This is a genomic window from Fontimonas thermophila, from assembly GCF_900113085.1.
Lineage (GTDB): Bacteria > Pseudomonadota > Gammaproteobacteria > Nevskiales > Nevskiaceae > Solimonas > Solimonas thermophila.
In genome coordinates this window covers 153,619-165,399 of sequence record NZ_FOOC01000003.1, presented here as the reverse complement: position 1 = coordinate 165,399, position 11,781 = coordinate 153,619, and the positions used below count along the sequence as shown (strand labels likewise).

The following is an 11,781-nucleotide window of genomic DNA, read 5'->3' as shown; positions in this document are numbered from 1 at the left end:
TTACTGCGCCAATCCAGACTCGATGCGTGGTAGCCTATGTTCACCATGATCCGCAAGACGCGCAGCCACCGACGCCGCGGTGAAGAAACGCAAATCCCCGGCGACGGCCGCGATGCCCGCAAGCAGCGCACACGCCGTGCCCTGCTCGACGCCGCCTTGCAGCTGCTCGAAGGCGAACGCAGCTTCAGCAGTCTGAGTCTGCGCGAAGTGACCAAAACCGCGGGCATCACACCGGCGGCGTTCTACCGGCATTTCTCCGGCATGGAAGATCTCGGCCATGCACTGATCGAGGATTCCTTCGCGTCGCTGCACCAGCTCATGCGTCAGGCCCGCGAGGGCGGCTTACCGGCCACCCACATCATCCGCGCCTCGGTGACGACATTCCTGGACTACGCTGGCGCCCACCGCGCGCATTTCCGCTTCATCGCCAAGGAGCGCTTTTCCGGCTCTTCGGCGCTGCGCATGGCGATCCGCAAAGAGATCCGCCTGTGGATCGGCGAGCTGGCCGTGGACCTGTCGCGCTTCCCGGCGCTGGGGCGGTTCAGTGCCGACGACCTGCAGGTGCTGGCCGGGCTGATGGTGCATGTCATCATCGCCGCGACCGAACTGCTGCTCGATACACCGCCCACCGACCGTGCGGCGCTTAAGCGCATTTACCGTGATGCCGAAAAGCAGATGCGCCTGGTCATTCTCGGCGCTGCGCAATGGGACAGCAGCCGCAGCAAGAGCGGCTGATCAGCCGCCGGCCGAATCCCGCGGCCGGCGCAGCAGCAAGAGCCAGGCAGCGAGCGCCCATCCCGCGCCGGCGGCAAACGTCGCCTCAGGACCCCAGGCTTCCCAGAGCCACCCGGCGAGCAGGCTCGCCAGCAAAAGGGCGATACCCGTGACGAGATGAAACAGCCCGAAGGCCGCGCCGTGGCGCTGTGGCGGCGCGGTATCCGCGACCAGTGCCGCGAGCAACCCCTGCGTGAACCCCAGATGCAGACCCCATACCGCGATGCCGGCGAACAGCGCCGTCCAGTCCGCGGCCAGGGCCAACACGACGTCGGCCACGACGAGCAGAATCAACCCCCAGCCCAGCAGGCGCTCGCGCGGCAGCCGGTCAGACAGCGCACCGGCCGGATAGGCGCTGAACATGTAGGCGGCATTGAGCGCGATCAGCACCCACGGTGTCTGGGCATCGGGCAACCCCAGTGCGTGGCCGCGCAGCACGAGGAAGGCTTCCGAAAAACGTGCGAGCGTGAACACGGCACCGATGAGCAGCACACGCCGGTAAGCCGGGCCCAGCGTGCGCGCCTCGCGCAAATCCCAGCCGTGTGACGATGCCGGTGATGGCGATACCGGCGCCGGTTCGCGCACTCCCAGGGCGAGCACGGCCACCGCGGCGAAGGCGGGCACGACGGCGACCCAGAACACGGCGCGGAAATCGCCCGCAAAAACGAGCATCAGCCACAGACCGAGTGCTGGACCGATGAAAGCACCGGCGGTATCGAGCGACTGGCGCAGGCCGAACGCCGCCCCGCGCAGCGCCGGCGGGGCGAGCGCGGCGACCAGCGCATCCCGCGGCGCACCGCGGATGCCCTTGCCGATACGATCGATGAAACGCGCAGCGAGCACGGTGCCCAAGCTCCCTGCGAGCGGAAACAGCGGCTTGGTCAGCGCGGCAAGACCGTACCCGAGCAAGGCCAGCGGCTTGCGCCGGCCGAGCCGGTCGCTGAGCACGCCTGCGTAGAGCTTGACGATCGCCGCCGTCGCCTCGGCGATGCCCTCGACCCATCCCACGGCGGCCACACCGACGCCGAGCACGCTGACCATGAATACCGGCAACAGCGCATGGATCATCTCCGATGACATGTCCATGCACAGGCTCACCAGACCCAGCGCCCAGATCGCACCGGGCAGGCGCACACGCATCGACTCACCGGACATCGTCACTGCTCACCAAGCGGGCGGAAAATCCATCAGCGGGCAAAAGACCGGCCGGACTCGATGGAGAGCGGGGTCCGGCCGCAGACGCAGTATGGACGACACCGATGGCACCGCGCACCCGACCAAGCGCCCATGGGCACGGTGTCATCGCGCAGACGCCGCTGTCGGCACCAACGGACCGCGCTATCCTGACGGCCTTGGCGGGACTTGCGCCCGATGGATCATGCCCCCCATGGACCTGAGAGTCGTCACTCCGGAGCTGTTCGCGCAGTGGAAGCGCCTGCGCGACTCGCTCTACAGCGGGCTCGACGACGCCGAGCACGAGCGCGAGATGAACGCGATCGCCCGCGCATCCGACCAGATCTGCTTCGTCGCGGTCGCCGACGGCGATCAGGTCCTCGGCTTCATCGAACTCTCTCTGCGCAGCAGCGTCGATGGCTGCGCCAGCTCCCCGGTCGGTTATGTCGAGGGCTTGTTCGTGATCCCGAAATGGCGACGGCAGGGGATCGGCAAGGCCTTGCTCGCCCGGGCGATGGACTGGTTCCGCGAGGCCGGCTGCACCGAAATGGCCGCCGACGCCGAGATCGACGACATCGCCACCCAGCGCTACTGGACTTGCGTCGGCTTCGAGGAGATCTGGCGGATCGTCCAGTTTCGCCGCGCGCTCTGAGCGCCGGGCGGTTTTTAGTGTCCGGCGATGGTCATGCGCTCGATCAACACCGAGCCGGTGCGCACATTGTGCAGCGTATCGACGTCGCACCCGATGGCGACGATGTGCCTGAACATGTCGGCGAGATTGCCGGCGATGGTCAGTTCCTCGACCGGATAGGCGATTTCGCCATGTTCGACCCAGAAGCCGGCAGCGCCGCGTGAATAATCGCCGGTGACGAGGTTCACCCCCTGGCCGAGCAGCTCGCACAGCAGCAGGCCGCGGTCCATGCGCCGGAGCAGCGCCTCGAAATCATCCGTGCCCGGCTCGACGATCAGGTTGAACACGCCGCCGGCGTTGCCGGTCGTCGACAAGCCCAGCTTGCGCGCGGAATAGCTGCCGAGCAGCCAGCCCTGCAGCACCCCGCGCTCGACGAGCGTGCGATCCTGCGTCGCCACGCCCTCGTTGTCGTAGGCGGCGCTGCCGGCTCCTCGCGGCAGCAGCGGCCGCTGCAGCAGCGTCACCTGCGGCGCGCACACCGGCTGACCGAGACGGCCGAGCAGAAAACTCGCCTTGCGGTAGAGTGCGCCGCCGGACATCGCGCTGATCAGATGCCCCCAGAGTCCACGCGCCAGCTCGGGCGGGAACAGCACCGGGGCGGTGCAGGTTCCCAGCTTGCGCGCGCCCAGACGCGCCGCCGCACGTAAGCCAGCCTTGCGGCCGACCGCCGCGGCCTCCATCAAATCATCGGCGCAGCGGGCACTGCTGTACCAGTAATCCCGCTGTATCGCCTCGCCACGACCGGCGACCACCGCACAGCCGATGCTGTGATGGGTTGCACTGCGGTGGCCGAGAAAACCATGCGTGTTGGCATAGACGCTGACGCCACGGTGCGAGCTGACGCTCGCGCCCTCGCTGCCGCTGACCCGCGGATCGGCGGCGAATGCGGCGGCCTCGCAGGCCGCGGCGAGATCGATCGCGGCCGTGGCATCCAGATCCCAAGGATGATCGAGGTCCAGGTCCGGAAATACGCGCGCCATGCGCTCGGCATCGGCCAGGCCATTGCACGGGTCCTCGCCGGTGGCGCGTGCGATGTCGAGCGCCGCCTGCACCGCAGCGCGGATGCCGGCATCGGACAAATCGCCGGTGCTGGCATTGCCCTTGCGGTGACCGATGTAAACCGTGATCCCCAGATCGCGGTCCTGCTGGAATTCCAGGCTCTCGACCTCGCCTTTGCGGACGCTCACCGACAGCCCCCGGCTGGCGCTGACGCTGGCTTCAGCCTGTGTCGCCCCGCCCGCGCGTGCGGCATCCAGCGCCAGCGCGACATGGCGATCGAGCTGTTCCGGGGAAGGCAGAGCCGGTGCAGGCGTTTCGGTCATGGGGCGTGCGGATGAGATCGGGCGCGCACTTTAGCATCGCCGCACACGTCTGCGTTCCGCGGCACGGATCAGGCGTTGAGCGCATCGCGGCGCTCGATCGTCCCGACGTCGGACCACAGCCCCGTGTACAGCTCGCCGCCGACCCGATCCGCGCGTATCGCCTTGCGCAGCAGCGGCGCCAGCGGAAAGGCACCGTCGCGGCAACCCTCGAACAGATCCGGGCGCAGGACCGATATGCCGCTGAAGGTATGCCGGGGCATGCCAGCGTCGCGCACGCGTGCGCCATCGAGCGCGAAGTCTCCGTTGGGATGGTGTGCGGGGTTGGGGACGAGCAACAGATGGGCGAGATCGTTCGGCGGCAGGTTTTGTGCGCGTTCGACGAGCTGCCGCAGGGGATAATCGCAATAGACATCGCCGTTGATGACGATGAAAGGCGCCGTGCCGAGCAGCGGCAGGGCGCGGTAAATGCCGCCGCCGGTCTCGAGCGCCGGCCAACCCTCCACGGAATAATCGATGCGCAACCCGTAACGCGCGCCATCGCCCAGATGCGCGCGCAAACGCTCGCCCAACCAGCCCAGATTGACGACGACCCGCTCGATGCCCGCACGATGCAGCCCGTCGAGGTGATGCTCGATCAGCGGCCGACCGCGCACCTCGACGAGCGGCTTGGGCGTGTGATCGGTCAGCGGCCGCATGCGCTCACCGCGGCCGGCGGCAAGAATCAGGGCACAGGTCATCGCACCAGACCGATCGCGCACGGGCCGATTGGGCTTTGCGCCGGCGTACGCAAAATGCTCATGTTGCCTCTGCGTGCAGGTTCAGCTCATCGAAAAGCTGCAAAAGCGGCGCCAGCTCGGCATACCGAGCGGCGACCCCGCGCACGTAACCGATGAAGCGCGGCACATCGGCAAGGTAGTGCGGTTTGCCATCGCGGTAGTGGATGCGCGCGAAAATCCCGATGACTTTGAGATGGCGCTGCACCCCCATGAAGTCGCAAGCGCGGCGGAATGCAGCGAAGTCGGCATCGACCGGCAAACCGGCGGCGCGCGCCGCTGTCCAGTATTGACGCAACCAGTGTTCGACGCGTGCCTCGGGCCAGGACAAAAAGGCGTCGCGCAGCAGGGAGATCACGTCGTAGCTGATCGGCCCTTCGACGGCATCCTGAAAATCGAGGATGCCGGGATTGGGGTCGGTGAACATCAGATTGCGCGGCATGTAATCGCGGTGGACGAACACACGCGGCTGGGCCAGGGCCGAGCCGATCAGTCGATGCTCGATCGCGGTCAACACCTCACGCTGACGCGCCGACAGCGCGCGCTGCAAATGACGGCCGACGTACCAGTCCGGGAACAGATCCAGTTCGCGCTTGAGCAGCGCGGCGTCGTAGGGAGGCAGCACACCGGAGCGGGTGGAGCACTGCCAGCGGATCAAGGCCGTGATCGCATCGCTCATCAACGCATCGGCATTGTGCTCATCGAGCACCTGCAGAAACGTCTGCTGGCCGAGATCGGTGAGAAGCAGATAGCCGCGCATGCGGTCCTCGGCGAGAATCCGCGGCGCATTCAGGCCGGCGGCATGCAGAAGACCGGCGACGGTGACGAACGGCGCAAGCGGCTCACGCTCCGGCGGCGCATCCATGACGATCCAGCTACGGACCCCGTCGCGGATGCGGAAATAACGGCGGAAACTGGCATCGGCCGAAGCCGGCGCGAACTCGGCCTGCTGCAGCCCCAACTGCGCCAGCGCCCACTGCCGGGCGGTCTGGGCGCGCAGATCGGCCGCATCCATACAAGAGAGAATGGAATCGGACATGGGGTGAATCGGTACGGGCGCGGCGAAGCTTACACCAGCGGCCGATTGCACCGGCGCTGCGGCAACGCCGATACTTGCGCGCTGATTGGAAAAACCACAGCCACCTTGCAGCCGACCTTGCCTGTCCGTCCACTGATCGGGTTGATCCTTGCCGCCGCGCTGGCCGCGCCCGCGCACGCGCAAGTCACGCAAGAGGGGTGCACGCAACTCACCGACACTCTGCCGGCGCTCGATGCTCCCGCCGATCCGCGCCTGGTCCTCGACGCCGACCATGTGGATTTGAGCGCCGATGGCCGCTCGCGCTTGAGCGGCTCGGTACAGCTGCGCCAGGGGGACAAGGAATTCACCGCCCCGGCGCTGGAATACGACGAGCGTGAGCGCTTGGTCGAGATCGACGCCCCTTCCACGTTCCGCAACCGTCAGCTCCTGATCCGCGCGCAGTCGGCGCACTTTGACCTCGACGACGACAGCGGGCGTTTCGAAGGAACCGAATTCGTACTGACACAGCGCTCGGCGCGGGGCGAATCGGGCCACGTGCGTATCGGCCAGGATGGCGTGGCGCGGCTCGACGACGTGCGCTATACCACCTGCGCCCCCGGATCCGACGCCTGGTACCTGGAGGCCAGCGCCATCAAGCTCGATCACGAACAGGGGCTGGGCACCGCGCGCCATGCCCGCCTGCGCTTCTTCGGCGTGCCGATCCTGTATGCCCCGTGGTTCCAGTTCCCGATCGACGACCGCCGCCGCACCGGCCTGCTCTTCCCCACGGTTGGCCGATCCGACAAAACCGGCTGGGATCTGCGCGTGCCGGTCTATTTCAACCTCGCGCCCAACTACGACGCGACGCTCGCGCCACGCCTGATGTCCGATCGCGGCACGCAGATCGATGCCGAAGGCCGCTACCTGCTGCGCAGTGCCGAGGGTCGTCTGGGCTATGAGTTTCTGGGCAATGATCGCATCACCGGCGAGCGCCGCACCTACACCGAACTCGTACATCGCGGAATTGTGGGCTCGCGCCTGGGCGTGGACATCCACTATGCCGAGACCAGCGACCCCGCCTACTTCGAGGATCTCGGCGGCAACGTCGATTTGAGTTCGATCACGCATCTGGAGCGCAGTGCGCGTTTCACCTACCACGCCCCGGCTGCCTATACGGTGCAGATGCTGTTCCAGGATTACCAGACGATCGCGAGCAATCTCGATCCGGTCGATGATCCATACCGACGCCTGCCGCAGATCCGCATCGACGCACTGACGCGCAACGCGATCTGGGATACCCGTCTGGGCGCTGTCACCGAGTATGCGAATTTCGTGCGTCCGGGATCCGTCGAGGGTCAGCGCATCGATCTGCATCCGTACCTGCGCATGGAAAAAGACCGCATCGCCTGGTTTGCCAGGTCGCAGGTCGATTTTCGTTACACCGCCTACGAGCTGACCGGCACCGCGCCGGGGCAACCCAGCCGCCCGGATCGCGCACTGCCGATCTTCAGCGCCGAGTACGGCCTGCGCTTCGATCGCATCACGCCCTCCGGTGCACCACAGACCCTGGAACCGCGTCTGTTCTACCTGTACGTACCCTATGAGGATCAATCGCAGCTGCCGATCTTCGACAGCGGCGAACCCGACTTCGACGTTACCCAGCTGTTCGCACGCAACCGTTTCTCCGGCGAAGACCGCATCTCCGACGCCAACCATTTCGCGTTTGCGGTAACCGGCCGCCAGCTCGACCCCGACAGCGGAATCCTGCGCGCCAGCGCGACGATCGGCCAGCTGTTCCGTTTCCAATCCCCACGCGTGCGGCTGCCCGATGAACCCCCTCCCGACCGGGGAGCCACGGACTTCATCGCCGCCTTCGACTACGCTCTCAGCGAGCGCTGGGGGACCTACTGGGATACACAATGGTCGCCGGAGGATGCCGATTTCACCCGCTCCAGCGTCGGACTGCGTTACCGTTCGGACCGCCGGCGCGCCGAGCTGGCTTACCGCTACCGCGCCAATCTGCTGGAACAGACTGACGTGATCGTCTCGACCCCCCTGTGGAACAACCTGAGCCTGCTCGGCCGCTGGCGCTACTCGCTGCGTGACCGGGAATCCCTCGACACCATCGCCAGCATCCAGTACGAAACCTGCTGCTGGGCGCTGCGCACGTCTTATCGCCGCTATGTCGCCAACACCAGTGGCGAGCGCAACTCGGGCATCTACCTGCTGCTCGAACTCAAGGGACTGGCGCGCATCGGCTCGAGGCCGCCGAACCTCTTTCGCACCGATGCGGTCGAATAACCCATCCTGGCCGGCACGCTCGTCGGCCGCAATGCGCGATAATGCCTGCTTTCCGCCCGTCCGATGGTCCCCATGAAGCTGTTCTCTTTTGCGCCCGTCCGCCTGATCACCGCCCTGCTGTTGGCACTCATGGCGCTGCGCCCCGTCGCCGCCGCCGAACTGCTGGACCGCATCCTCGTCATCGTCGACCAGGGCGTCATCCTGCAGAGCGAACTCGACCAGGCCATGGAAGATGCGCGCCGGCAGATCCGCGAACGCGGCATCCGTGCTCCGGATGAGGAGGCACTGCGCGCACAGGTACTGGAACGGCTGATCCTGACGCGGCTGCAGACCCAGCGTGCGCAGCAGGCCGGCATCCGCGTCGACGATCGCGAACTCAACGAGGTGCTGACCAACATCGCGCGTCAGAACAACATGAGCCTCGCCGAATTCGCCGAGGCGGTGCGCAAGGACGGCATGGACTACCTGGCCGTGCGCGAGCAAATCCGCGACGAGGTGATGATCCAGCGCCTGCGCGCGCGCGAGGTCGACAGCCGCGTGACGGTCACCGATCAGGACATCGACATGCTGCTGGCCAGCCAGGGCACCGATGCCGACGTCGAATACCGCCTCTCCCATATCCTCGTCGCCGTGCCCGAAGGCGCCAGCGCGGAGGTACGCGAAGCCGCGCGCAAGCGTGCCGAGGCCCTGCTCCAGCGCCTGCGCGCCGGCGAAGACTTCGCCCAGGTCGCGATCGCGCATTCGGACGGTCAGCAGGCGCTTCAGGGTGGCGACCTCGACTGGCGCCGCGGCGTCGATCTGCCGCAGACCTTCGCGCGTACCGCTGCCAAGCTCGCGCCGGGTCAGATCAGCGATCTGATCGAAACCTCGGGCGGCTACCACATCATCAAGCTCGTGGACCGGCGCGGCGGCGGCGAGCGCACGACCGTGGTCGAAACCCGTGCGCGTCACATCCTGATCCAGACCAATGCGGTGCGCAACGACGACCAGGCCCGCCTGCTCGCACGCGACCTGTACAACCGTCTGCAGGCCGGCGAAGACTTCGCCAAGCTCGCCAAGGAATATTCCGACGATCCCGGCTCCAAGAACAATGGCGGTGACCTGGGTTTCCAGCCGCCAGGGGTCTTCGCTCCGGAATTCCAGGTCCGCATCGACCAACTTGAGCCGGGCGAGCTGTCGCCGCCGTTTCGGACCCAGTTCGGCTGGCACATCGCCAGCGTCATCGAGCGGCGCACACGCGACACCACCGATGAGACGCGGCGCGCACGTGCACGCGCCGCGATCGCCAACCGCAAGGCTGCCGAGGAATACGACACCTGGCTGCGCCGCCTGCGCAGCGAAGCCTACGTCGAGTACCGTATGCCCAGCGACGCAGAGACGGCGGCGCAGAAGGCATCGTGATACGGGGAACGCGTGGGCATCCCGCGCATCCTGATCACCCCAGGGGAACCGGCTGGCATCGGGCCCGATCTGGTCTGCGCGCTTGCGCAACAGACCTGGCCGGCCCAGCTCGTTGCCGTCTGCGATCCGGCGCTGCTGCACGACCGCGCACGCAGGCTCGGCCTTTCCTTACGTCTCACTGATTACCAGACCGACGCGCCACGGCGCGCGCACGCCGCGGGTACCTTGCCCGTGCTCGCGCACCGCCTGGCCACCCCCGTGGTACCGGGGCGGCTCGATCCGGCCAATGCCGGCTACGTCCTTGAAACGCTCGCCGCCGCCGCCGCCGCGTGTCTGGCCGGCGCCGCCGACGCATGGGTCACCGGACCGGTGCACAAGGGCATCATCAACGATGCCGGCTTCCCGTTTAGCGGGCATACCGAATTCATCGCGCAACGCTGCGGCGTCACACGCCCGGTGATGATGCTGGTCACCACCGGCGCAGCGCCGCTGCTGCGCGTGGCACTGGCGACGACCCACCTGCCGCTGCGCGCCGTTGCCGATGCGATCACACCGGATCTGCTCGAGTCGGTGCTGCGCACCCTGATCACCGACCTGCGCACGAAGTTCGGTCTGCCCGATCCGCGTGTCCTGGTCTGCGGACTCAATCCGCATGCCGGCGAGTCCGGCCATCTGGGGCGCGAGGAAATCGAGATCATCGCCCCCGTGCTCGAGCGGCTGCGTCACGAAAACATGCAACTGCTGGGACCGTTGCCGGCAGATACGCTGTTCACTCCGCGCCTGCTCGGCAGCGCCGACGCGGTACTCGCCATGTATCACGACCAAGGGCTGCCCGTGCTCAAACACGCGGGCTTTGGTGAAGCGGTCAACGTCACATTGGGTCTGCCGATTCTGCGCACCTCGGTCGACCACGGCACCGCGCTCGAGCTCGCCGGCAGCGGACGCGCCGACAGCGGCAGCCTGCGCGCGGCATTGCGGCTCGCCATCGAGCTTGCCGAACGGTCCCGGCCGGAATGACCGATCACGTCGCCAAGCGCCGCTTCGGGCAGCACTTCCTGCACGATCCCGGTGTCATCGAACGCATCCTGCGCGCGCTCGACCCACAGCCGGACGAGGCAATCGTCGAGATCGGGCCAGGTCTGGGCGCACTGACCATCCCGCTGCTGCAGCGACTCGGACGGCTGACCGTCGTCGAAATCGACCGCGACGTGATTCCGCTGCTGCGCAGCCGATGCAACAATCATCCGGGTCTGCACGTGATCGAGGCCGACGCGCTGACCGTCGATTACCGCGCGCTCGCACCACCGGGCACGCGCATCCGCCTGGTCGGCAATCTCCCGTACAACATCTCGACGCCGCTGCTCTTCCACCTGCTGGGCCAGTCCGAGGCGATCACCGACATGCACTTCATGTTGCAGAAAGAGGTCGTCGATCGCATGGCAGCCGCACCCGGCGATCCCGCATACGGGCGGCTCTCGGTCGCCCTGACCGCGCGCTGCGCGGTCAGCTCGCTGTTTCACGTCGGTCCTGGCGCTTTCCGGCCTCCGCCCAAGGTCGATTCGGCGGTCGTACGCCTGCGACCACGGACACCCGACTTCACGGTCTGCGACCTCCCGCTGTTCGACCGTGTGGTCGCTTCTGCCTTCGGCCAGCGCCGCAAGACTCTTGCGAATGCGCTCAAAGGACTGGCCGATGCACGAACGATCGCCCGCGCCGGCATCGACCCGCGCGCGCGCGCCGAAACCCTGCATGCGCGCGACTTCGCACGGCTCGCGAACCTGCTGCACACCGGCTGACCCTACCCATCCGGCTGTCCTCGTACCCCGACTGGAAAACGCGCATCGAAAGCCGGAAACTGGACGCGGGCGACCGTCATCGGAGCACCACGATGTCCACGTATCAGCATCTGCTTGCCGCGATCGCACTGGACGAGCATGGCGAGGGCGTGGCGCGCCGCGCCCAGGCGCTCGCGCATCAGTTCGGCGCACGGCTTTCGATCGTGCACGTGGTCGAATACATCCCGCTGGAAACCGGCGAGGCGCTGATGGCAGCGCCGCCGGATCTGTCGATGCAGTTGCAACGCCAGGCCGAAACGCGGTTACGCGAGCTGTGCGCACGCAACGCGCTGTCCGTGACCGCGCTGCGCGTCACCAGCGGCGGCGTGGCGGCGGAAATCCATCGCGCGGCACGCGAGCTCGGCGCCGACCTGATCGTCGTCGGTCATCATCCGCGCCACGGCCTGGCCGCGCTGTTCAGCCATACCGAGGAGGACGTGGTACAGCGCGCGCACTGCGACGTGCTGACGGTCTGCCTGTCAACGCCGTAGAT

At 67.1% G+C, this 11,781-nt stretch carries 11 protein-coding genes; 7 read left to right on the top strand and 4 right to left on the bottom strand.

Features of this window, described 5'->3' with window-relative positions; genetic code table 11:
• The first annotated feature begins 36 nt into the window (after positions 1 to 36).
• A complete protein-coding gene (gene fabR, locus BMZ48_RS04065; RefSeq protein ID WP_200769508.1) occupies positions 37 to 735 on the top strand; it encodes an HTH-type transcriptional repressor FabR in 699 nt (232 codons plus the stop codon).
• On the opposite strand, the gene BMZ48_RS04060 is transcribed toward fabR, so the two are convergent.
• A complete protein-coding gene (locus tag BMZ48_RS04060) occupies positions 736 to 1,929 on the bottom strand; it encodes an MFS transporter (protein WP_091532178.1) in 1,194 nt (397 codons plus the stop codon).
• Positions 1,930 to 2,161: 232 nt separating this feature from the next.
• Here BMZ48_RS04060 and BMZ48_RS12975 point away from each other — a divergent pair, with 232 nt between their 5' ends.
• Complete coding sequence (locus tag BMZ48_RS12975) at positions 2,162 to 2,599, top strand: GNAT family N-acetyltransferase (protein ID WP_159431078.1); 438 nt, start codon at positions 2,162 to 2,164, stop codon at positions 2,597 to 2,599.
• A 14-nt stretch (positions 2,600 to 2,613) separates the two neighbouring features.
• Here the strand turns inward: BMZ48_RS12975 and pmbA are convergent, their stop codons facing one another.
• From pmbA to BMZ48_RS04040, 3 genes are all read right to left on the bottom strand, one after another.
• Entirely contained in the window at positions 2,614 to 3,960 is a 1,347-nt protein-coding gene (gene pmbA, locus BMZ48_RS04050) for a metalloprotease PmbA (protein WP_091532176.1), read from the bottom strand.
• Positions 3,961 to 4,028: 68 nt separating this feature from the next.
• Complete coding sequence (gene murU, locus BMZ48_RS04045; protein WP_091532174.1) at positions 4,029 to 4,697, bottom strand: N-acetylmuramate alpha-1-phosphate uridylyltransferase MurU; 669 nt, start codon at positions 4,695 to 4,697, stop codon at positions 4,029 to 4,031.
• A gap of 58 nt (positions 4,698 to 4,755) precedes the next feature.
• Positions 4,756 to 5,748 carry an aminoglycoside phosphotransferase family protein gene (locus BMZ48_RS04040; protein ID WP_494546063.1) on the bottom strand — a complete coding sequence of 331 codons (993 nt, stop codon included), beginning with the start codon at positions 5,746 to 5,748 and terminating at the stop codon, positions 4,756 to 4,758.
• Between the two features lie 141 nt (positions 5,749 to 5,889).
• On the opposite strand from BMZ48_RS04040, the gene BMZ48_RS04035 reads away from it, so the two are divergent.
• The 5 genes from BMZ48_RS04035 to BMZ48_RS04015 all read left to right on the top strand — a co-directional run bounded on the left by BMZ48_RS04035 (position 5,890) and on the right by BMZ48_RS04015 (position 11,779).
• Positions 5,890 to 8,052: an LPS-assembly protein LptD gene (locus BMZ48_RS04035; protein ID WP_143383623.1), complete on the top strand. Its 2,163-nt coding sequence runs from the start codon at positions 5,890 to 5,892 to the stop codon at positions 8,050 to 8,052.
• Positions 8,053 to 8,124: 72 nt separating this feature from the next.
• A complete protein-coding gene (locus BMZ48_RS04030) occupies positions 8,125 to 9,453 on the top strand; it encodes a peptidylprolyl isomerase (RefSeq protein WP_091532167.1) in 1,329 nt (442 codons plus the stop codon).
• A 12-nt stretch (positions 9,454 to 9,465) separates the two neighbouring features.
• Positions 9,466 to 10,470 carry a 4-hydroxythreonine-4-phosphate dehydrogenase PdxA gene (gene pdxA, locus BMZ48_RS04025; protein ID WP_200769507.1) on the top strand — a complete coding sequence of 335 codons (1,005 nt, stop codon included), beginning with the start codon at positions 9,466 to 9,468 and terminating at the stop codon, positions 10,468 to 10,470.
• Positions 10,467 to 11,249, top strand: a complete 783-nt coding sequence (gene rsmA, locus BMZ48_RS04020; protein ID WP_091532165.1) for a 16S rRNA (adenine(1518)-N(6)/adenine(1519)-N(6))-dimethyltransferase RsmA — start codon at positions 10,467 to 10,469, stop codon at positions 11,247 to 11,249. Before pdxA ends, rsmA begins: the two co-directional genes overlap by 4 nt.
• Before the next feature lie 92 nt (positions 11,250 to 11,341).
• Complete coding sequence (locus tag BMZ48_RS04015) at positions 11,342 to 11,779, top strand: universal stress protein (RefSeq protein ID WP_091532163.1); 438 nt, start codon at positions 11,342 to 11,344, stop codon at positions 11,777 to 11,779.
• The last annotated feature ends 2 nt before the right edge of the window (positions 11,780 to 11,781 follow it).

What these genes read in the sequence shown, in the direction of transcription:
- fabR (WP_200769508.1), top strand. Translation starts at nt 37, where the DNA reads ATGTTCACCATGATCCGCAAGACGCGCAGCCACCGACGCCGCGGTGAA.
- BMZ48_RS04060 (WP_091532178.1), bottom strand. Translation starts at nt 1,929, where the DNA reads ATGTCCGGTGAGTCGATGCGTGTGCGCCTGCCCGGTGCGATCTGGGCG.
- BMZ48_RS12975 (WP_159431078.1), top strand. Translation starts at nt 2,162, where the DNA reads ATGGACCTGAGAGTCGTCACTCCGGAGCTGTTCGCGCAGTGGAAGCGC.
- pmbA (WP_091532176.1), bottom strand. Translation starts at nt 3,960, where the DNA reads ATGACCGAAACGCCTGCACCGGCTCTGCCTTCCCCGGAACAGCTCGAT.
- murU (WP_091532174.1), bottom strand. Translation starts at nt 4,697, where the DNA reads ATGACCTGTGCCCTGATTCTTGCCGCCGGCCGCGGTGAGCGCATGCGG.
- BMZ48_RS04040 (WP_494546063.1), bottom strand. Translation starts at nt 5,748, where the DNA reads ATGGATGCGGCCGATCTGCGCGCCCAGACCGCCCGGCAGTGGGCGCTG.
- BMZ48_RS04030 (WP_091532167.1), top strand. Translation starts at nt 8,125, where the DNA reads ATGAAGCTGTTCTCTTTTGCGCCCGTCCGCCTGATCACCGCCCTGCTG.
- rsmA (WP_091532165.1), top strand. Translation starts at nt 10,467, where the DNA reads ATGACCGATCACGTCGCCAAGCGCCGCTTCGGGCAGCACTTCCTGCAC.
- BMZ48_RS04015 (WP_091532163.1), top strand. Translation starts at nt 11,342, where the DNA reads ATGTCCACGTATCAGCATCTGCTTGCCGCGATCGCACTGGACGAGCAT.